The sequence below is a fragment of the Salegentibacter sp. BLCTC genome, from assembly GCF_015143665.1.
In the GTDB taxonomy this organism is placed as follows: domain Bacteria; phylum Bacteroidota; class Bacteroidia; order Flavobacteriales; family Flavobacteriaceae; genus Salegentibacter; species Salegentibacter maritimus.
On sequence record NZ_WYEW01000012.1, the window covers coordinates 53,440 to 72,847 of the forward strand.

20 protein-coding genes are annotated in these 19,408 nt (G+C 37.4%); 12 read left to right on the forward strand and 8 right to left on the reverse strand.

Translation table 11 applies throughout. From position 1 onward, the window contains the following. The first annotated feature begins 3 nt into the window (after positions 1–3). The 5 genes from GUB10_RS14015 to GUB10_RS14035 all read left to right on the forward strand — a co-directional run bounded on the left by GUB10_RS14015 (position 4) and on the right by GUB10_RS14035 (position 3,900). Positions 4–1,131: a CNNM domain-containing protein gene (locus tag GUB10_RS14015; protein ID WP_193712091.1), complete on the forward strand. Its 1,128-nt coding sequence runs from the start codon at positions 4–6 to the stop codon at positions 1,129–1,131. Beyond that, positions 1,082–1,558 (forward strand): methylated-DNA--[protein]-cysteine S-methyltransferase, encoded by a 477-nt coding sequence (locus GUB10_RS14020; RefSeq protein ID WP_193712092.1) that lies wholly within the window; start codon positions 1,082–1,084, stop codon positions 1,556–1,558. Before GUB10_RS14015 ends, GUB10_RS14020 begins: the two co-directional genes overlap by 50 nt. Before the next feature lie 12 nt (positions 1,559–1,570). Further along, positions 1,571–2,725 carry a serine hydrolase gene (locus GUB10_RS14025; RefSeq protein WP_193712093.1) on the forward strand — a complete coding sequence of 385 codons (1,155 nt, stop codon included), beginning with the start codon at positions 1,571–1,573 and terminating at the stop codon, positions 2,723–2,725. Beyond that, positions 2,709–3,425 carry a 3'-5' exonuclease gene (locus GUB10_RS14030; protein ID WP_193712094.1) on the forward strand — a complete coding sequence of 239 codons (717 nt, stop codon included), beginning with the start codon at positions 2,709–2,711 and terminating at the stop codon, positions 3,423–3,425. The genes GUB10_RS14025 and GUB10_RS14030 overlap by 17 nt, the downstream gene beginning before the upstream one ends. A 109-nt stretch (positions 3,426–3,534) precedes the next feature. After that, on the forward strand, positions 3,535–3,900 hold the full coding sequence (locus tag GUB10_RS14035) for a DUF6616 family protein (protein WP_193712095.1): 366 nt from the start codon (positions 3,535–3,537) through the stop codon (positions 3,898–3,900). 57 nt (positions 3,901–3,957) lie between these two features. Here the strand turns inward: GUB10_RS14035 and GUB10_RS14040 are convergent, their stop codons facing one another. The 6 genes from GUB10_RS14040 to GUB10_RS14065 form a co-directional block, all read right to left on the reverse strand. Continuing rightward, on the reverse strand, positions 3,958–4,611 hold the full coding sequence (locus GUB10_RS14040; RefSeq protein WP_193712096.1) for a CoA transferase subunit B: 654 nt from the start codon (positions 4,609–4,611) through the stop codon (positions 3,958–3,960). 127 nt (positions 4,612–4,738) lie between these two features. Next, positions 4,739–5,440 (reverse strand): CoA transferase subunit A, encoded by a 702-nt coding sequence (locus GUB10_RS14045; RefSeq protein ID WP_193712097.1) that lies wholly within the window; start codon positions 5,438–5,440, stop codon positions 4,739–4,741. A gap of 202 nt (positions 5,441–5,642) precedes the next feature. Then, complete coding sequence (locus tag GUB10_RS14050; protein ID WP_193712098.1) at positions 5,643–7,955, reverse strand: penicillin-binding protein 1A; 2,313 nt, start codon at positions 7,953–7,955, stop codon at positions 5,643–5,645. A 12-nt stretch (positions 7,956–7,967) separates the two neighbouring features. After that, a complete protein-coding gene (locus GUB10_RS14055; RefSeq protein WP_193712099.1) occupies positions 7,968–8,459 on the reverse strand; it encodes a gliding motility lipoprotein GldH in 492 nt (163 codons plus the stop codon). Continuing rightward, on the reverse strand, positions 8,452–9,612 hold the full coding sequence (locus GUB10_RS14060; protein WP_193712100.1) for a regulatory iron-sulfur-containing complex subunit RicT: 1,161 nt from the start codon (positions 9,610–9,612) through the stop codon (positions 8,452–8,454). Before GUB10_RS14060 ends, GUB10_RS14055 begins: the two co-directional genes overlap by 8 nt. A gap of 208 nt (positions 9,613–9,820) precedes the next feature. Continuing rightward, entirely contained in the window at positions 9,821–10,852 is a 1,032-nt protein-coding gene (locus tag GUB10_RS14065) for a rhodanese-related sulfurtransferase (RefSeq protein WP_193712101.1), read from the reverse strand. A 332-nt stretch (positions 10,853–11,184) separates the two neighbouring features. Here GUB10_RS14065 and recA point away from each other — a divergent pair, with 332 nt between their 5' ends. The 4 genes from recA (at position 11,185) to GUB10_RS14085 (ending at position 14,800) form a co-directional block, all read left to right on the forward strand. After that, complete coding sequence (gene recA / locus GUB10_RS14070; RefSeq protein ID WP_193712102.1) at positions 11,185–12,201, forward strand: recombinase RecA; 1,017 nt, start codon at positions 11,185–11,187, stop codon at positions 12,199–12,201. Between the two features lie 131 nt (positions 12,202–12,332). Then, positions 12,333–12,815 carry a hypothetical protein gene (locus GUB10_RS14075; protein WP_193712103.1) on the forward strand — a complete coding sequence of 161 codons (483 nt, stop codon included), beginning with the start codon at positions 12,333–12,335 and terminating at the stop codon, positions 12,813–12,815. Positions 12,816–12,830: 15 nt separating this feature from the next. Continuing rightward, positions 12,831–13,373 (forward strand): RNA polymerase sigma factor, encoded by a 543-nt coding sequence (locus GUB10_RS14080; protein WP_193712104.1) that lies wholly within the window; start codon positions 12,831–12,833, stop codon positions 13,371–13,373. Beyond that, positions 13,370–14,800, forward strand: a complete 1,431-nt coding sequence (locus GUB10_RS14085; RefSeq protein WP_193712105.1) for a hypothetical protein — start codon at positions 13,370–13,372, stop codon at positions 14,798–14,800. Before GUB10_RS14080 ends, GUB10_RS14085 begins: the two co-directional genes overlap by 4 nt. Positions 14,801–14,860: 60 nt before the next feature. Here the strand turns inward: GUB10_RS14085 and GUB10_RS14090 are convergent, their stop codons facing one another. Further along, on the reverse strand, positions 14,861–15,436 hold the full coding sequence (locus GUB10_RS14090; RefSeq protein ID WP_370591101.1) for a lysophospholipid acyltransferase family protein: 576 nt from the start codon (positions 15,434–15,436) through the stop codon (positions 14,861–14,863). Positions 15,437–15,684: 248 nt separating this feature from the next. Between GUB10_RS14090 and trpS the strand changes: the two genes are divergently transcribed. Next, positions 15,685–16,653, forward strand: a complete 969-nt coding sequence (gene trpS / locus GUB10_RS14095) for a tryptophan--tRNA ligase (RefSeq protein WP_193712107.1) — start codon at positions 15,685–15,687, stop codon at positions 16,651–16,653. On the opposite strand, the gene dprA is transcribed toward trpS, so the two are convergent. Then, positions 16,650–17,750 (reverse strand): DNA-processing protein DprA, encoded by a 1,101-nt coding sequence (dprA, locus tag GUB10_RS14100; protein WP_193712108.1) that lies wholly within the window; start codon positions 17,748–17,750, stop codon positions 16,650–16,652. The genes trpS and dprA overlap by 4 nt on opposite strands. A 98-nt stretch (positions 17,751–17,848) precedes the next feature. Between dprA and GUB10_RS14105 the strand changes: the two genes are divergently transcribed. Both GUB10_RS14105 and GUB10_RS14110 read left to right on the forward strand, forming a co-directional pair. After that, complete coding sequence (locus GUB10_RS14105; RefSeq protein ID WP_193712109.1) at positions 17,849–18,781, forward strand: SPOR domain-containing protein; 933 nt, start codon at positions 17,849–17,851, stop codon at positions 18,779–18,781. Positions 18,782–18,838: 57 nt separating this feature from the next. Then, entirely contained in the window at positions 18,839–19,351 is a 513-nt protein-coding gene (locus GUB10_RS14110; protein ID WP_193712110.1) for an acyl-CoA thioesterase, read from the forward strand. The last annotated feature ends 57 nt before the right edge of the window (positions 19,352–19,408 follow it).

Genomic DNA, 19,408 nt, shown 5'->3' on the forward strand with positions numbered 1-19,408 from the left:
AATATGGGATTACTAATTTTATTTGCTGTTCTTTCCATCTTCTTTTCTTTTATGTGTTCTATCCTGGAAGCAGCTTTATTGAGTGTAACCCCTTCTTATATAAAAATTAAAAATAAAGAAGGAAAAGCATACGCTACAACTCTGGCAAATTTTAAGCAGGATATAGACAAACCCTTAATTGCCATATTAACTGTTAATACTATTGCCCATACTGTTGGTGCTATTTTGGTGGGGGTACAGGCAGAAAAAATTTATGGCGATGGTGGCAATGCAGTGGGAATAGTATCTGCAATTATGACCATGGCTATCTTGATTCTTTCTGAAATAATCCCTAAAACCATTGGTGCAACCTATTGGCAATCTCTAGGAAATTTCACGGCAAAAACCCTTAGAATAATGATCTTCCCGCTGCAATACACCGGGATACTTTGGTTTATGATGCTTACCACTAAGTTAATAGGGAAATCGGCCCATGTTTCGTCTATGAATCGCGAAGAATTTGCTGCAATTACAGATGCTGCCGAGGAAGAAGGTGTTTTTGATGAAAGTGAAACAACGGTTATTAAAAACCTCCTGGTATTTAAATCGGTTAAAGCAAAAGATGTAATGACACCCTATTCTGTTGCTATTATTGAAAATGAAGATACCAGCATAGAAGAGTTTCACAGAACTCATAAAAACCTTAAATTTTCCAGGATTCCTGTTTATAAGAACCAAACCAACAATGTAACAGGATTCATATTAAAAGATGATGTGCTGGAACAAATGATTGATGATAGGGGGTCAGAGCCTTTAAGCTCTTTAAAAAGAGAAATCTTTATGAGTGCGGCAGACACCCCAATACCCGAACTTTTTGAGAATTTTGTTCAAAAAAGAGGGCATATTTCCATGATTGTAGATGAATTTGGAAATACGGTTGGCCTGGTAACCATGGAAGATATTATTGAAACGCTTTTAGGCCTTGAAATTATGGATGAAAGTGATAGTATTGAAGATATGCAGATGCTGGCACGCCAAAACTGGGAAAAAAGAGCAAAACGCCTTGGGTTAATTCAAAGGAAAGACAATGAGGAAGACGCAGATGCCACATCAGATATTTCTGAAAACTCCGCTGGGAACGGCCAGCATTAGTGGAGACGAAGCGGGAATAACGGCAATTCAAATCCTGGATGAAGAAATTCCAACTTCAACAGAAATACCTCCTTTTTTTCAATTGGCAGTTCAAGAATTAAACGATTATTTTAAAGGAGATCTTAAAGAATTCAGCTTAAAGCTTAACCCCAAAGGAACTGCTTTTCAGCAAAAAGTTTGGAAAGCGCTTAACAAAATTCCTTTTGGAAAAACCTGTAGTTACCTTAAACTTTCCAGAAAGCTGGGTAACGAAAAGGCAATACGGGCAGTAGCTTCGGCAAACGGAAAAAATCCGCTCTGGATAGTAATTCCCTGCCATCGCGTAATTGGCAGCGACGGTTTCCTAACCGGATATGCGGGTGGATTATCACGTAAGCAATGGCTTTTAAACCACGAAAATAATTCTTCACAACTTTCCATGTTCTAAACCCTTAATCCTATGATTAGATTTTTAAAAATTATTGGTTCGGTAATTCTCACCCTTTCCATAGCCATCGTAATTCTTATTATATTCGATTTTGGTTATATTTTCCGCGGCATTCAAACCACCTATTTTCAAGGCCATAATACAGCTTTTATAGATGATTATCCACATTTTGAAAACAGGCTTATTGAAGCCGGCTCCGAAACAGGCACCTGGCCAGAACACCCAAATTATAACTCGGTTACCCCTACAGAAAATCTTGCCGAGCTAAACGAAGAGCTGGGAACCGCCGCATTCCTAATTATAAAAAACGACAGCATTTGGTTCGAAAAATACTTTCAGGAATATGGGCCAGGTTCTAAAACCAATTCGTTTTCTATGGCCAAAAGCATTGTTGCTGCATTATTAGGAAAAGCCATTAAAGACGGGTATATAAAAAGTTTGGAGCAACCGGTATCCGACTTCTTTCCACAGTTTACACCTAAGCTAAAAGTAGGTGATTTAGCCTCCATGTCTTCAGGCTTAAATTGGAACGAAAATTATTACAATCCCTTTGGGATGACTGCCCGCGCCTATTTTGATGAAAATATTCGCGAACTGGTATTACGCCTTGAAGTAACAGAAACTCCCGGAGAAAGCTTTAAATACCTTAGCGGAAACACTATTTTACTGGGTATGCTTATAGAAAAAGCCACGGGAGAAAAACTTTCACAATATTTAAGCGATAGTTTTTGGAAGCCCATGCAAATGCAACAAGATGCTTTATGGCAATTAGACAGCAAGGAAAGCGGTATGGAGAAAGCCTATTGCTGTATAGCTTCCAATGCCCGGGATTTTGCACGTTTTGGGAAACTTTATAAAAACCAGGGTATGTGGAACGATGAACAGCTTCTGGATCCTGACTTTGTAGAGAAATCTATTAAACCCCGTTTTAAAGATAGCCCGCAATATGGCTATGGTTTTTGGCTTAGCGATTATAAAAACAAAGATATTTTTTATATGCGTGGTATTCGCGGGCAGTATGTTATTGTAATACCTGAAGATGATTTGATTATTGTAAGATTGGGGGAAAACCTGATTAAAAAAGAAGAAGATGAAGAGCACGCACCCGATTTCTATAAGTATATTGATGAGACTTATAAAATGCTAAACAATGCTGCAAAAAATTAAACTGGAGCATATTCTTTTTCTTGATATTGAGACGGTGCCCGAATTTGAAAATTTCAACGATCTTGATGAAGAAAAAAAATTGCTCTGGGAATCAAAAACCCAATACCAACGCAAAGATGATTTTACTGCAAAGCAGTTTTATGACCGCGCCGGGATTTGGGCAGAATTTGGAAAAATTGTTTGTATTTCGGTAGGCTTTTTTAATTTTAAAAATAAAAACAGATCCTTTAGGCTTACCACTTTTAAAGGGGAAGAAAAAGACTTACTACAAGAGTTTTCGTTATTATTAGAAGAGCATTTTTCAAAACCTCAGCACCTACTTTGCGCCCACAATGGGAAAGAATTCGATTTTCCATTTATTGCGCGTAGAATGCTAATTCATAACCTGCCATTACCCACAAAACTTAATTTATTCGGGAAAAAGCCCTGGGAAGTACCACATCTAGATACTTTAGAGCTCTGGAAGTTTGGAGATTATAAACATTATACTTCCCTAAAATTATTGACCAATGTATTAAAAATACCTTCTCCAAAAGATGATATTTCGGGTAGCGATGTAAGGGATGTATTTTACATCGAAAAAGATATAGCTCGTATTGTCGATTATTGCGAGAAAGATGTACTTGCTATTGCCCAGGTTATTTTAAAGCTGCGCCAGGAAAATTTATTACAAGCTTCAGAAGTTATAAGTGTTTCTTAATTTTTTGAGGTATGAGTTTAATCATATTCTATAGTATTTTAACCTAACCTAAAGGATTATCCATCAAATATTTCCTAACTTGTAAGTACAACCAATAAAACCTAGAGATATGTATTTGTATATTGAAATGTGGAACGTTACCCGCAGATGGTTAAAACTCACTGTTGAAGAACGCCGTAAGGTATTCACAAATATGGAAGAGCGCATTAATGAAATGAAATCTCGTGGCGTAGAGAATATGGGGTGGGCGCGAAATGATGAACATACTCCCTACCGAAGTGATTACAGGTATATCACGGTTTGGAAAATGCCTTCTAAGGAGGAGGTGAAAATGTTGGAGGAAAATTTAGATCGTGTTGGCTGGTACAAATATTTTTCTCAAGCCAATTCACGCGGAGAAATTATTGCCAGAGACGAGGCCATAGATTTTCTTGTTAATATAAAAGAAACGTCTACCTCTTTTTTAGATGCGTAAATAACTTAGCACTTGTTTTGGAAGTTTTAATTCTAAACATTCCAAAACAGGTGTTACTTATATTTCCATCTCAGGAATATCGCCTTCTACAAGCAACTTTCCTTCGGTAGCCTTTTTAATATCTTCTACACTTACTCCGGGAGCTCGTTCCAGGAGCTTAAAGCCATCTTTGGTAACTTCAATAACCGCAAGATTAGTCACAATTTTTGTAACACAGGCAACACCTGTTAAAGGCAGGCTACATTTTTTAAGCAATTTTGAAGCGCCGGCTTTATTGGTATGCATCATTGCCACGATAATATTTTCGGCACTGGCAACAAGGTCCATAGCACCTCCCATTCCTTTCACCATTTTTCCCGGAATTTTCCAGTTGGCGATATCACCATTTTCGGCCACTTCCATAGCTCCCAAAATTGTTAGGTCTACGTGTTGCCCTCTTATCATCCCAAAACTCATCGCAGAGTCGAAGAAACTTGCTCCAGGAAGGGCTGTTATAGTTTGTTTTCCGGCATTAATCAAATCGGCATCTTCTTCGCCTTCTATAGGAAAAGGGCCCATTCCCAAAATTCCGTTTTCACTTTGAAACTCTACTTCTATATCATCGCGTACAAAATTGGCTACCAGGGTAGGAATTCCAATTCCTAAATTCACATAATACCCATCTTTTACCTCTTTGGCTATGCGTTTTGCTATTCCTTCTTTGTCTAACATCCTTTACTAGTTATTCGTTAATTAGTTGTTTGTTAATGGTCAAATAATTAGAGTGCATGGATATGCTTCAAATTAGAATTAGTTTCTTAATGTAAGCCTAAAACTAATCACTTTTAACCCTTAACCCTTAACTCACTTTTCTCACCGTTCTCTTCTCTATTCGCTTTTCGTAATTTTCTCCTTCAAAAATACGTTGTACAAAAATGCCCGGAATATGAATTTGATTTGGATCTAATTCTCCCGGTTCTACCAATTCTTCTACCTCGGCAACCGTAATTTTTGCAGCACCACACATTAGAGGATTGAAGTTTCGTGCGGTTCCTTTAAAAATAAGGTTCCCGGCTTTATCGCCTTTCCAGGCTTTTACAAAGGCAAAATCGGCTTTAAAGGCTCTTTCCAAAACATACATTTTACCATCAAATTCGCGGGTTTCTTTAAATTGCGAAACCTCGGTACCGTAACCTGCAGGTGTATATATGGCGGGAAAGCCCTGTTGTGCAGCCTGGCAGCGTGCGGCCAATGTTCCCTGTGGAATAAGTTCTACTTCCAATTCTTCGCTAAGCATTTGGCGCTCAAACTCATCGTTTTCCCCCACATAGGAAGAAATCATTTTATCTATTTGTTTCTTTTGAAGTAAAAGTCCGAGGCCAAAGTCATCTACCCCGGCATTATTAGAAATACAGGTAAGATTTTTTACATTAAGACGTACTAATTCTGAAATGGCATTTTCAGGAATACCGCTAAGGCCAAAACCTCCCAGCATAAACGTCATACCATCTTCTACTCCCTGCAAAGCATCTTTTACATTTGCTACAGTTTTTTTAATCATCGGTATTTAATTTTACCGAAAAATACGAAAATAAAAATGCTGTTACAATGCTTTTAAGCTTGTAGATTATATTTTTCTAATAAATAACGCTTAATTTTTGATAAATAATCAAAAAATCCAGGAGCAATACCACGAGTTATGTATCGAAAAATACTTCTTAAAATGTTAGATAAATCAAGTAAAATTAAAACCTCTAGAGGATTTAAAAATCAAGTTCATCTGGGATACTATCGGTTTCAGATTGGTTTTCCTCATTATATTCTTCACAATCTACCTGTATAGACAGATTATCGGGTTTTGGAAAATTACCTTTTGATACATCAAGTTCCTCATCGGCATAAAGATCTTTCATATACATCCCCCAAATTGGTAATGCCATAGTAGCACCCTGCCCATAGGTTAAACTAGGAAAATGAACTGCTCTATCTTCAGCACCCACCCAAACTCCGGTCACTAAATTAGGCACCATACCCATAAACCAGCCATCACTTTGGTTTTGCGTGGTCCCGGTTTTACCTGCTATAGGGTTTTTAAAATCATATGGATACCCGGTTACACCGCGTTTGTAATGAGCAAAATCTTTGGCATAGGTGCCACGTAAACGAACCCCTGAACCGTACTGTGTAACTCCTTCTAAAATATTCACCGTTACATAAGCCGCTTCTTTATTAAGCACATCGCGGGTTTCTGGAACATGTTGATAAAGTACCGTTCCGTTTTTATCTTCAATTCGGTTTACAATAACCGGTTTCACATATACCCCTTCATTTACAAAAGTGCTATATGCCGATACCATTTCAAAAAGACTCATGTCTTCGGTACCCAAAGCAATTGCCGGACCTTCAGAAAAGTTTTCAGTATCTACGCCTAATTTTTTAATCAAATCTATTACCGGTTCTGGTCCGGTCCTATCTATAAGCCGGGCGGTTACCGTATTCACAGATTGTGCAAGGGCATTCTTTAAACTAATCATTCCCTCGTATTTTCCATTCGCATTTGAAGGAGACCAATCTTTAGCATTTCCATATTTACCGGCTTCGATAGTAAACCTGTTTTTAGGCATTATATCACAGGGAGAAAGCTTTAGCTGGTCTATTGCCGTGGCATACACAAAAGGCTTAAAGGTAGAGCCTACCTGACGCTTACCTTGTTTAACATGGTCGTATTTAAAATGTTTAAAGTTAGTACCTCCAACCCAGGCTTTTACTTCCCCTGTTTGCGGTGTCATAGACATTAAACCTGCCTGTAAAAAGCCTTTATAATAAAAAATAGAATCTTTAGGAGTCATAATCGTATCTTTTATCCCATCCCAGGAAAAAACACGCATTTTGGTTTCTTTATCAAAAGAAGCCAGGATGGTCTCCTCAGATTTACCCTGCTCTTTCATTTCGCGCCATCTCACAGAACGTCGCATAGCACTTTTCACAATATTATTAATTTGCTCCTGATTTAAATCTCTAAAAGGTGCGGTCCTGTTTTTCTCATTTTGCCTGTCAAATTCCTTCTGCAAATGTGAAATATGTCTCTCTACTGCAGTTTCGGCATACTGCTGCATCTTAGAATCTATACTGGTATAAATCTTTAAACCATCGCGATACAGACTATATTCGGTATCATCGGGTTTTGGATTTTTTTCTATCCAGTCTTTCATAAAGCCTTGTAGGTATACTCGAAAATAGGTTGCCATCCCTTCATCGTGGCCCTCAGGGGAAAAATCAAGGTTTAAGGGTAATTTTTGAAGTGAATCTTTTTCTTGCTCAGACAAATAACCATTTTTATACATTTGAACAAAAACCTGATTACGACGCTGTTTTACCAGTTCGGGCCTGCGTACAGGATTGTATAAAGCAGCATTCTTTAACATTGCTACCAATACCGCTGATTCTTCTATGTTAAGATTTTTAGCTTCTTTACCAAAGTAAATTTTTGAAGCCGAACGAATCCCAACAGCCTGATACACAAAATCGTATTTATTAAAATACATGGTAATAATTTCCTCTTTGGTATACTGGCGTTCTAATCGGGTAGCGATTATCCATTCTTTTACTTTTTGTAAAATCCTGGCAAAAGGGTTATTTGAAACCTGTTCGGTAAATAATAATTTAGAAAGCTGTTGCGTAATGGTACTGGCACCTCCACGGGTACCCAGGTAGACTGCTGCTCTTATAGTGCCTTTAGCATCTATCCCAGCATGTTTATAAAAACGCTCGTCTTCTGTGGCAACAAGGGCTTCTACTAAATGATCTGGAAGGTCTTCATATTTTATAGGCGTACGGTTTTCGCTATAATACTTCCCCAGGGTTTCCCCATCTGAAGAGAAAATTTCGGTAGCGAGATTAGTTTCAGGGTTCTCCAGCTCTTCAAAATTGGGCATCTTGCCAAAAGCACCCCAACCTGCCATTAAAAAAATTAAAACTACAGCTAAAAATCCTATTCCAAAAAAAGTCCAAAATCCAATAATATAAGGCCTTTTACTGGTTTTGGTCTTTTGCTGTTTCTTTTTTGTTGCGGCCATGTATATAAAATATTATTGCAGGTCTTTTTCAATCCTGAAACCTACGTGGGTAATTCCTTCTAAATTTTCTATTCCCTCTACCTCGTCGTTTTTACGCATTGCCTGTTTAATGGCAATTTTATATTCTCCGGGTTCGGTAAAACTTACATTCTCTTTATACCAGAGTTTGCTTTCTTTTACATCACCAAAACCCGTACCAAGCCAGGTTCCATCTGGTGCTGCCATTTCATATTCTAAAGTATCGGTAACTACCTTTCCTTGCGGAAAGCGCATTTCGGTAATCAAAAATAAATTGCTGTATTTATAATCTTTATTATTCCTAAGGTTTATAAACAGGTTATAAGTTTGTAACGAGTCTAATTCTCCCAGGTTAAAAACAAGGCTAGAATCTTTTTCCCAACCTCCGGTTATAGGCTGATATTCATCGTAAACCCGTTTTTTATCACAGGAAGTAAACAAGGCAAAAGCGCCAAAAAAAATTAAAAATATACAGGCATTACGCATTCTTAGAAGGTTTTCCTTTACGTTTTCTTCGTTTTTTTGACTTGTTCCTTTTTTGCTGGCCTTTGGGTTTATCAAAGCGTGTTAAACTATCCTGGCCAACAACATTATTAAAATCTGGTTTTTCTTCCATTTGAAGCTGTACTTCAAATTCCTCCAGGCTACCAACATCTTCTTTCTTTCGGTTTGCAGCAATTATTTTATTGGCCTGCTCTGCAGTTAATTTATGCCAGTTCATCCATTCGCCTTCATAAGCATACCAAAGTACCCCCTGAAAAATATCTATTTTCTGGCAAACTGCAGTTCCTTTTTTAGTAAATAGCTTCGTATCGGTTCTTGGAAATGTTTTTAAAGCTTCCAGGTAAGAGTCGAGCTCGTAGTTAAGGCAACACTTTAACTTACCGCATTGTCCCGCTAATTTCTGCGGATTTAATGATAATTGTTGGTATCTTGCCGCCGAGGTACTTACCGACCTAAAATCTGTAAGCCAGGTAGAACAGCATAGCTCTCGCCCGCAGGAACCAATTCCACCCAAACGGGCTGCTTCCTGCCTTAAACCAATTTGGCGCATTTCAATACGTGTATTGAATTCCCTGGCAAATTCCTTGATTAACTGACGGAAATCTACACGATCATCGGCCGTATAATAAAAAGTAGCTTTTGAAGCATCTCCCTGAAATTCAACATCGCTAATCTTCATACTTAGATTAAGCCTAATGGCAATTTCCCGGGCACGTTTTTTAATGGGTTCTTCCCTTTCGCGTACTTCTTCCCAAACATCTATGTCTTTTTGAGTAGCTTTTCGGTAAATTTTTAAAACTTCTTCACTATCGGGTTTTACTTTTTTCTTCTTCATTTGCACCCTAACCAGTTCTCCGGTAAGGCTTACCATACCTACATCATGGCCGGGAGAAGCCTCGGTGGCCACTACATCTCCCATACTAAGGCTTAGGTTTTCGGTATTTTTAAAAAAGTGTTTTCTTCCGTTTTTAAAGCGCACTTCCACGCAATTAAAAGCTTCTACGCCATTGGGCATAGACATATTTGAAAGCCAATCGAATACAGAAAGTTTATTACAGGAATCTGTACCACAGGTACCATTATTTTTACATCCTTTTGGCTGACCGTCTTTGGTTGAGCAACTGCTACAAGCCATAAATAGTTTATATGTTGGAAGCCTTACAAAATTAATTTGCAGACTTTTGGGTTTATATTGAGTTTCTAAAAAAAGAACCCCGGGACAATCCCAAGAGTTATAAACCGAAAATTTACACTTGAATAGAGGCAATCCTCTAAACAATTAAATTTCGATTATCGAGTAAATATACCAATATTAATTGGCACTCTCTTTTTAGAACGCTTTGTTAACTTTTATATTTTAAAACTTTAGAACGCCCTTTTTTAAATATTTTATTGCTATTTCCCTTACCTTTTCTAAGTGCTTTTTGCTCTTCGTAAGGCAAAGCTGCAATTTCCATACAGCTGGTAGAGCAACAATTATTCATTTTTTTGGCACATTCCTCACACTGAATAAACAGTAAATGGCAAGCTTCATTGGCACAATTTACGTGCGTATCGCAAGCCTTTCCGCATTGGTGACAATTTGCAATGACCTCTCCTGAAATTTGCTCGGCCCGGCGATGATCAAAAACAAAATTCTTACCAATAAATTTATTCTCCAGTTTTTGCTTTTCAACCTGGCGGGCATATTCAATAATACCACCTTCCAATTGATATACATTCTTAAAGCCCTTATGTTTATAATAGGCACTGGCTTTTTCACACCTAATACCCCCGGTACAATACATCACCAGGTTTTTATCCTCCTTATATTCCTTGAGATCATCTTCTATAATTGGCAAAGAATCCCTAAAAGTGTCTACATCTGGAGTGATGGCCCCCTGAAAATGACCAATTTCACTTTCGTAATGGTTTCGCATATCTACCAATACCGTATTAGGATCGCTAATAAGCTCGTTGAACTTTAAGGCATCTACGTGTACTCCTTTGTTGGTTACATCAAAGGTGCTATCGTTTAAACCGTCGGCCACAATCTTTTTACGCACCTTTACCTTTAGTTTTAAAAATGCCTTAGCATCGTGTTCTATTGCGATATTAAGCCTCACGCCTTCAAGAAAATAAATATTGTCTATAAACTCCTTAAATTCTTCAAAACGTTTTGCCGGAACAGAAAGTTGAGCGTTAACCCCCTCGTGGGCAACATAAATTCGCCCCAGTACATCCATGTTGTCCCAGGCAATAAAAAGATGGTTTCTAAATAAATGCGGATTGCCAATCTTGGCGTAGGCATAAAAAGAGAGCGTTAAACGGTCTTCACCTGCTTCGTCTATAAGTGTTTCTCTCTCTTTAGCACTTAATTTATTGTACAGTTGCATGCTATACTAATTAGTTAAGGTTAAAGAAATTTTTTGCAAAGATACGTTTAAAAATTAAGGATGAAAAAATGCACAAAAATCTATTGCTAAAGTTTTCTTTGTTAATAATTCAATTTTAAAACTTTTATACCCGTTTTTGCATCGTTAAACCTTCAAAAATATATTTTATTTTTAAAATCCCTGATATAGCCAAAAAAACCTAAACCAAAAAACACTATTTTTTCATGTAAGTCTGGGAGGAAAAAGTAAATATTCAAAAGCCATGTATATAAAATTGTGATGCAACAAAACTTATAGTAATTTAGCAACTCTCTAAACAGATTATTCAAACTATGAGCAACGATAAAGAAAAAGAAGCAAAATTAAAAGCATTAAAGCTTACCCTGGATAAAATGGACAAAACCTACGGAAAGGGTACGGTAATGAAGATGAGCGACCAGGCCGTAGTAGATATAGATGCAATTTCTACCGGTTCTTTGGGCTTAGATTTAGCCATGGGCATTGGAGGATATCCACGCGGAAGGGTTATTGAAATATACGGGCCGGAATCTTCGGGTAAAACAACCTTAACTTTACACGCTATAGCTGAAGCTCAACAAAAAGGAGGCATTGCCGCCTTTATTGATGCTGAACATGCTTTTGATCGTTTTTATGCAGAAAAACTTGGAGTAGATATAGAAAACTTAATTATCTCTCAACCCGATAACGGAGAACAGGCCTTAGAAATTGCCGATAATTTAATTCGATCTGGTGCCATAGATATTATTGTGGTAGACTCGGTTGCAGCACTTACTCCAAAAAGTGAGATTGAAGGGGAAATGGGCGATTCTAAAATGGGCTTGCACGCACGTTTAATGTCTCAGGCACTTAGAAAACTAACTTCCTCAATTAGCAAAACCAATTGTACGGTAATCTTTATTAACCAGCTAAGGGAAAAAATTGGGGTTATGTTTGGCAATCCAGAAACCACCACCGGTGGTAATGCCCTAAAATTCTATGCTTCGGTACGTTTAGATATAAGGCGTTCTACCCAAATAAAAGACAGTAGTAGCAATGTTTTGGGGAACAAAACCCGTGTAAAAGTGGTAAAAAACAAAGTTGCCCCACCTTTTAAAACGGCAGAGTTTGACATTATGTATGGCGAAGGAATTTCTAAAATTGGAGAGATTATAGACATTGGTGTAGATTACGAGATCGTAAAGAAAAGTGGTTCCTGGTTTAGTTATGAAGACACTAAATTAGGACAGGGACGTGACGCGGTAAAAACTCTATTAAAAGACAATCCTGATCTTATGGAAGAATTGGAGGAAAAGATAAAAAACGCCATTAAAATTGCTAAAGAAGCATAGGTGTTTGTTAAAACAATAGCAAAGTCAAAAAAATCCCTTTTTACAGGGATTTTTTTTATTTCAAAACGCAACCTTTTAAGGTGCTAAGCATCTATAAGACAAGAAAACAATTTAAAATCAAAATTATTAAAATGAAAAGATTAATTTTATTATTTGTGAGTGCATTGGTGTTGGTAAGTTGCAATACAGACGATGGTCCAAGTATTGCTTATGATGTTGCTCTAATCACTGATGCAGATTTACCCGAGTATTTTGAAAAGGATGAAACTTACGAGATTAATGCAGATTACACTTTAAATTCAGCCTGCCATAAATTTGTGACGTTTGATGGTAATCAGGGAAAAGATGAGGAAAACGACTCTATTTATGTATATAATATTAGCGCCATTTCTTCTTACGATCCTGCGCTTACAGAGTGTACTGAAGAAAGTGAGAATTTATCCAAAACCTCAAAACTTTTTGAAGACTTTAGAGTAAGATCAGAAGATTACACTACTTACCGTTTTAATTTCTTATCAGGTTTTGACATTAACGACAAGCCAGAATACATAACAATAGATGTACCGGTAGGAGAACCAGAGCCGGAAACACCAGAAGAAAATACTAACGCATAACAAATAGTTAAGTTAGTGAGTTTAAAAAAACTCATAAATAAGTGTAAAAAAAAGGATATTAAGGCACAGGAAAAGCTTTACCGCATGTACGCCGGAAAACTTTTTGGCCTGTGCCTTAAATATTCTAACAGCTATGAACAGGCCGAAGACAGCCTGCAGGACGGCTTTATTACAATTTTTAACAAAATAGGGCAGTATAAAGATAAAGGTTCTTTCGAGGGCTGGATGAAACGCATTGTAATAAATACCAGCCTGCAGCAACACAGAAAAAATAGGTATTTCGAGATTATTAATGAAAACTTACTGGAAGACCCTGAAATAGAGGTCGATAATGAAGAAATTAGCACAGATTTTCTTTTAGAAAAAATTCAGGAACTTCCTACACGGTATCGGCAAATTTTTAACCTGTATGCTTTAGACGGGTTTTCACATAAAGAAATTGCAGACATGCTTGGCATTAGCGTTGGCAGCTCAAAATCTAACCTTGCCCGTGCCAGGAATATTTTAAAAGAAAAAATAGAAAGTCATCTAGACGGCAATAAGGTGCAATCGCTATGAAAGAAAGAAAAAATATAGACCGGCTATACCAGGAAAAGTTTAGGGATTATAACCCTGAGCCCAAACCTGAATTATGGAATTCTATTGCCGGAAAATTAAATGAAAAAGATGAGAAAAGACCATTTATAATTCCTTTATGGATGAAAATTGGTGGTGTTGCCGCAGTTTTAGCGCTTATGCTAAGTGGATACTTCTTTAGCCAAAATAATTTTACCCAAACCCGGGTAGTCTTTGAAATAGAAGAAGAAGCAAAGCCCAACATTAATTTTCCAGACATAAACACTAATACCAGTTTCACTATAGCTTCAGAACTTTTAAGTAGCCTGGAGAAACCATCTACTTCAACTAGAGTTAACCAAAACATTGTCCAAAGCAACACTGCAATTGCTGCTAATACTAAAAAAAGCCACAGCAGTGACAAAACCTATCCTTCTGAAGAAAATAGAGAACCTGCAATCAATACTTCAGAAGAAAAAAACAATAAAACGGCCATAGCCGAAGAAAGTGAATCATCTTCAAAAGACCCAAAAAATAAGGTCAACCCATTCAACCCAGAAAAACAGGCTGACAAAGATATTACAGAAGCTATTGCTGAAAACAATAGCGGGGAAAATAGGAAGTTTTCCCCTGAAGAACCAAACGCGTTAGCTGAGTTGGAAAAAGAAAAAAGGCTTGAAGAAGACGAAGAGCGTATTGCAACCGTTTCAAAAAAGAAACTTCGTTTAAGCACTTTTGCAGCCCCGGTTTTTTACGATAATATTGGGAGTGGTAGCGCGATAGATCCAGAATTTGCAGGAAACAAAACCAATTCTGAAGTGAGTATGGCCTATGGAATGAACCTGGCCTACGCTATTTCTGATAAGATAAAGATAAGGAGCGGAATCTCAAAAGTTAGCATGAGCTACAATATTGAGGATATTGTATTCTCTCCCGGAGTTGCAGCAAGCTCTATAAGTATTATTAATGATAACAAAAAAAACAATCCTCAATTAAATAGTGTACATAGCGGATCGCCAAATTCACCAAATTCAGAAAGTCAATTTGATTTAGCTCCTTTAAGTCGATCTTTCCCAGGAGAACTCAACCAACAGTTTGGTTTTATTGAAGTGCCCCTGGAAATAGAATACAACTTACTGGATAAAAAGGTAGGACTTAATATAATTGCCGGCGGAAGCAGCTTATTTCTAGATGAAAATAGTATACAGGTAAATGCCAATAACCAAAACACAAGGCTTGGAGAAGCTAAGAATATTAACAAAGTGAGCTTTAGTACAAATATAGGTGTGGGGCTGGATTATAAACTTTTTGACAATTTTAAGTTGAATGTAGAGCCTATATTTAAATATCAGCTAGAAACTTTTGATGATGCACCGGGCGTGAAACCCTTTTATTTTGGTGTTTATTCGGGTGTTAGTTTTAGCTTTTAGGCAGGGTAACTATTGCATTTAAGATTCTTCTAAAAATTTAAATGGAAGACTTTTAAAAGCTTATTCCTTCTTTTTAGTTTCTTTGGTAAGCTCGTCTAAAATAATTTGTCTCGTCTGTTCCTTCAATATCTTTCTATCGCCGGTTTGCATTGTTTTGGTGCTTATAAACCTATGAATTTTCACCCGTAGCTTACCCGGCCCTCCCGAAATGAACTTATAGGAAAACCTTTTTTTATTGTCATAAAAAGTAATGGGCACTATAGGAATTTTATGGGCTATAGCCAATCTAAAAGCACCATCCTTAAAGGAATCCAAAACCAAAGACATATCGTCTGGCACACCGCCTTCGGGAAAAATACAAATGCTCTCTCCCATATCTAATCTTCGGCGCGCTTCGGTTACTACATCTTGCTTACTTTTAGCACAACTTCTATCTACGGTGATATTGGTTTTTCGGTAGAAAAAACCAAAAATAGGAATTTTAGCAAGTTCCCTCTTTCCAACAAAGATAAAGGGCTGTTTAATAATCACGAGCATCATCATAATATCTATCATAGAAGTATGATTGGCCACTAACATGTAATTTTTATCGGGGTCAAGTTGCTGCATTCTTTCAACTTCAGGATAAAAACCCATTCCGTATAAGATACATTTTGCCCAAATACGGGCACAAAAATAAAATTTTGGGTAAAATCGCTCAGCCGAAGAAAACACCAAAAGTACCGGTAACATTAGCAAAATTGGTATTACAAGTAATATATAAAACCAAATTCGCCATAAAATAATAAGTATAGATCGCATAATGCTCATAGCAGCCAAAAGTACTAAAATGAACCGAACGAATTCGGTAAAAAAAGTACCTTTGCACAAAAACCAAAAAGCAGATGTCCAGAATTCTTACAGGAGTACAAAGCACAGGAACTCCACACTTGGGAAATTTATTGGGTGCAATTTTACCGGCTATAGAAATGGCCAACAAACCCGATAACGATTCTTTTATATTTATTGCAGATATGCATTCGCTAACCCAAATAAAAGATGCCGAAACTTTAAGAAACAACACCTACTCTGTGGCGGCAACCTGGCTGGCTTGTGGTATAGATATTGAAAAAACAGTTTTTTATCGCCAAAGCGATATTCCGCAAACTGCAGAGCTTTCCTGGTATTTAAGTTGTTTTTTTCCCTACCAACGTTTAACCCTGGCACATTCTTTTAAAGATAAGGCCGATAGGCTGGAAGATGTAAACGCGGGACTTTTCACCTACCCTATGCTAATGGCAGCCGATATATTACTTTATGATGCCGAAATTGTGCCCGTAGGAAAAGACCAGCTTCAACATTTAGAAATCACACGTGACGTGGCCTCTCGTTTTCACACTAAAATGGGAGAAGCTTTTATAATTCCCGAGGCAAAAGTTCAGGAAAGCACAAAATATGTACCGGGTACCGATGGTGCCAAGATGAGCAAATCTAAAGGTAATACCATAAACCTATTTGTAAGCGATAAAAAGCTAAGGAAACAAATTATGGCCATTGCTACCGATAGCACTGCTCTAGAGGAACCTAAAAACCCCGATACCTGTAATGTTTTTACACTTTATAAATTAGTAGCCAGCGAAGAACAGGTTACCGAAATGCGTAAAAAATATAAAGCCGGCGGATTTGGCTATGGCCACGCTAAACAAGCTTTATACGAACTACTTTTAGAGCAATTTGAAACTCCACGTAAAAAGTATGAATATTACATGAACAATCTGGAAGAAATAGACAAAGCCCTGGAAGTAGGTGCCGAAAAAGCCAGAAATGTAGCTAATGAAGTATTACATAGGGTAAGAAACAAAGTAGGCTACTAGATTAATTCAAATAATTTACCGGGTAATGGGCGTACAACGCCTTTTAATTCCATGTTAATTAAAATACCCGCAGCTTTATAAGAGGGAAAGTTACAGTTTAAAGCTATGCTATCTAACTGGGCTTTCCCTTCTTTTTGCAAAAAATCCAATATATTATTCTCCTCGGCATCAAGTTCTACAAACATTTGTTTTTGCACCGGTTTTATTGCTTCTTCCGGCTTCCAATTAAGCATGTAAATCAAATCGGCTGCACTGTTCAACAAATGTGCTTTTTGAGATTTTATAAGGTTATTACAACCCTTGCTAAATTTATCGACCGGCCGGCCCGGCACCGCAAACACTTCCCGGTTATAAGAGTTCGCAATATCTGCAGTTACCAGCGAACCGCCTTTTTCGGCACTTTCTATCACCACGGTAGCCTCACTTAGGCCGGCGATTATCCGGTTGCGCTTTAAAAAATTATTTCTGTCGAAATCGTCGCTGCTCCAAAAATCGGTAAAAAAACCTCCATTTTCTTCTACCGAACTCACGTATTTTTGATGCACTTTGGGATAAATTTGATTTAAACCATGCGCCAAACACCCAATATTTTGAAGCCTATTGGCTACGGCCGCTTTATGCGCTGTAATATCTACCCCGTAAGCAAAACCTGAAACAATTATAGGATTTAACGGACTTAGTTCTTCGATAAATTTTTCACAAAATGCAACGCCACTTTGAGTGATTTTTCGGGTTCCTACTACACTAATAATCTTTTGATTATTAAGGTTTATATTTCCTCTTTGAAATAATAACACCGGGCCATCTATACAGTGTTTTAATTTGTCTGGATAATCGCTGTCTTTAAAATAAAGTGTTTTTATATTGTTCTTTTCAATGAATTTAAGCTCTTCTTCGGCTGCTTTTAGGTGAGCAACATCAAAAAACCCACTTAAACGGTAGGCACCAATACCATCAATTTTTAATAAATTTTGTTTTCTCTGTTTTAAAACATTTTTAGCAGTTCCAAAATGCCCAATTAGCTTCTTGGCAGTTGTATCTCCCAGATTTGGAATATGTTGCAAAGCAAGGATATATAATAATTCTTCTGAAGACATAATTGGGTTTTCCTTAAAATTACAGAAAAAAAGGTTTGTTAATAAAATTTCTTTGGGTAACTTTAGGAGGATTAAAATAACACCTTATTTTTGCGGCAATGAAGATAGCTAACTACATCCAGGATTTATTATATAGGTACGAATGCGTAATTCTACCCGGGTTTGGGGCTTTTTTATCCCAAAAAGAATCAGCTTTTATAAACAAAGAAACCCAGGTTTTTTATCCGCCTAAAAAAGTGGTTTCTTTTAATTCGCAGTTAAAAAAGAACGATGGGCTTTTGGCTAATTATATTGCCTCAGCTCAAAAAGTATCTTACACTACTGCCGTGAATATGATTGCTGAATTTGTTGAGAAGTTAGAAAAATCCATTCAGCAAGACACTAAGGTTGAGCTTGAAAATATTGGTCGGTTTTTTTATGCTGAAGACAAACTTCAGTTTGAACCTTTTGAACAGGTTAATTACTTAACCGATTCTTTTGGACTGGATAGCTTTAAAACTTCAACAGTTAGTCGGGAGACTTACAAAAAACAAGTGGAAGAGCTTGAAGAAAAAGCTCCTATACTTTTTACTCCCGAAAAACGCAGAAATACTCCTGCTTATCTAAAATATGCTGCCATAGGCCTTATTGCCCTGGGAATTTCTGGTTTTACCGGCTTAAACATTTACAGCAGCCAGGTTTCTAAACATAATATAGCCGAGCAGCAACAAGCCCAGGAACAACTTCAGGAGCAAATACAACAAGCCACCTTTGTAATTGACACCCCATTACCGGCCGTTACTTTTAACGTAGCTAAGCAAACCGGAAGCTATCATATTGTAGCCGGGGCATTTCGTGTAGAGGAAAATGCAAAAACCAAAGTAGCTGAACTTAGAAAAGAAGGCTTTAAAGCACATCTACTTGGCGAAAATAAATATGGTTTGCACCAGGTGGTTTATGCCAGCCACGAAAAAAGACGTGATGCCATTAATATGCTTCGCGAGGTAAAAGCTTTTAATGAAGCAGCGTGGTTATTGGTACAGGAACTTTAATAGTTATTTAAGTTGTAAATTGCCCAAAGCACCTTATTTTTGCCAAAAATTGGCAGAATGCAGGCAAAACATCCAGAAGAATCCAGAACTACTTTAACCGATTTGGTTTTACCCAGTGAAACCAACCCTCTAAACAATTTATTTGGTGGCGAATTACTTGCCCGAATGGATCGTGCGGCCAGTATTGCTGCCAGGAGACATAGCCGCCGTATTGTGGTTACCGCCTCGGTAAACCACGTTGCGTTTAACAAAGCTGTTCCATTAGGTAGTGTGGTTACTGTAGAGGCTGCTGTTTCGAGAGCTTTTAAGTCTTCTATGGAAATTTTTATAGATGTTTGGGTTGAAGATCGTGAAAGCGGAAAACGTTCTAAGGCAAACGAGGCTATCTATACATTTGTAGCTGTAGACGAGACCGGTTCTCCTGTAGCTGTTCCTCCTTTAGAACCAGAAACAGACCTCGAAAAAGAGCGCTACGAAGCTGCTTTGCGAAGAAAACAACTTAGCCTGGTACTTGCAGGAAAAATGAAGCCTAACGAAGCTACAGAACTCAAGGCTTTATTTGAGAATTAATAATATAATAAGTCTATTTATTTCCCAAGCTTTCACATTAAAAGCTAAATAGCACTA

Excerpts from the sequence above, each read along its gene's own strand:
- GUB10_RS14110 (WP_193712110.1), top strand. The coding sequence starts at position 18,839 with ATGCAGGCAAAACATCCAGAAGAATCCAGAACTACTTTAACCGATTTG.
- GUB10_RS14105 (WP_193712109.1), top strand. The coding sequence starts at position 17,849 with ATGAAGATAGCTAACTACATCCAGGATTTATTATATAGGTACGAATGC.
- dprA (WP_193712108.1), bottom strand. The coding sequence starts at position 17,750 with ATGTCTTCAGAAGAATTATTATATATCCTTGCTTTGCAACATATTCCA.
- GUB10_RS14020 (WP_193712092.1), top strand. The coding sequence starts at position 1,082 with ATGCCACATCAGATATTTCTGAAAACTCCGCTGGGAACGGCCAGCATT.
- GUB10_RS14060 (WP_193712100.1), bottom strand. The coding sequence starts at position 9,612 with ATGGCTTGTAGCAGTTGCTCAACCAAAGACGGTCAGCCAAAAGGATGT.
- GUB10_RS14025 (WP_193712093.1), top strand. The coding sequence starts at position 1,571 with ATGATTAGATTTTTAAAAATTATTGGTTCGGTAATTCTCACCCTTTCC.
- GUB10_RS14090 (WP_370591101.1), bottom strand. The coding sequence starts at position 15,436 with ATGGGTTTTTATCCTGAAGTTGAAAGAATGCAGCAACTTGACCCCGAT.
- GUB10_RS14015 (WP_193712091.1), top strand. The coding sequence starts at position 4 with ATGGGATTACTAATTTTATTTGCTGTTCTTTCCATCTTCTTTTCTTTT.
- GUB10_RS14075 (WP_193712103.1), top strand. The coding sequence starts at position 12,333 with ATGAAAAGATTAATTTTATTATTTGTGAGTGCATTGGTGTTGGTAAGT.
- GUB10_RS14085 (WP_193712105.1), top strand. The coding sequence starts at position 13,370 with ATGAAAGAAAGAAAAAATATAGACCGGCTATACCAGGAAAAGTTTAGG.
- GUB10_RS14030 (WP_193712094.1), top strand. The coding sequence starts at position 2,709 with ATGCTGCAAAAAATTAAACTGGAGCATATTCTTTTTCTTGATATTGAG.
- GUB10_RS14065 (WP_193712101.1), bottom strand. The coding sequence starts at position 10,852 with ATGCAACTGTACAATAAATTAAGTGCTAAAGAGAGAGAAACACTTATA.
- trpS (WP_193712107.1), top strand. The coding sequence starts at position 15,685 with ATGTCCAGAATTCTTACAGGAGTACAAAGCACAGGAACTCCACACTTG.
- GUB10_RS14045 (WP_193712097.1), bottom strand. The coding sequence starts at position 5,440 with ATGATTAAAAAAACTGTAGCAAATGTAAAAGATGCTTTGCAGGGAGTA.
- GUB10_RS14040 (WP_193712096.1), bottom strand. The coding sequence starts at position 4,611 with ATGTTAGACAAAGAAGGAATAGCAAAACGCATAGCCAAAGAGGTAAAA.
- recA (WP_193712102.1), top strand. The coding sequence starts at position 11,185 with ATGAGCAACGATAAAGAAAAAGAAGCAAAATTAAAAGCATTAAAGCTT.
- GUB10_RS14050 (WP_193712098.1), bottom strand. The coding sequence starts at position 7,955 with ATGGCCGCAACAAAAAAGAAACAGCAAAAGACCAAAACCAGTAAAAGG.
- GUB10_RS14055 (WP_193712099.1), bottom strand. The coding sequence starts at position 8,459 with ATGCGTAATGCCTGTATATTTTTAATTTTTTTTGGCGCTTTTGCCTTG.
- GUB10_RS14035 (WP_193712095.1), top strand. The coding sequence starts at position 3,535 with ATGTATTTGTATATTGAAATGTGGAACGTTACCCGCAGATGGTTAAAA.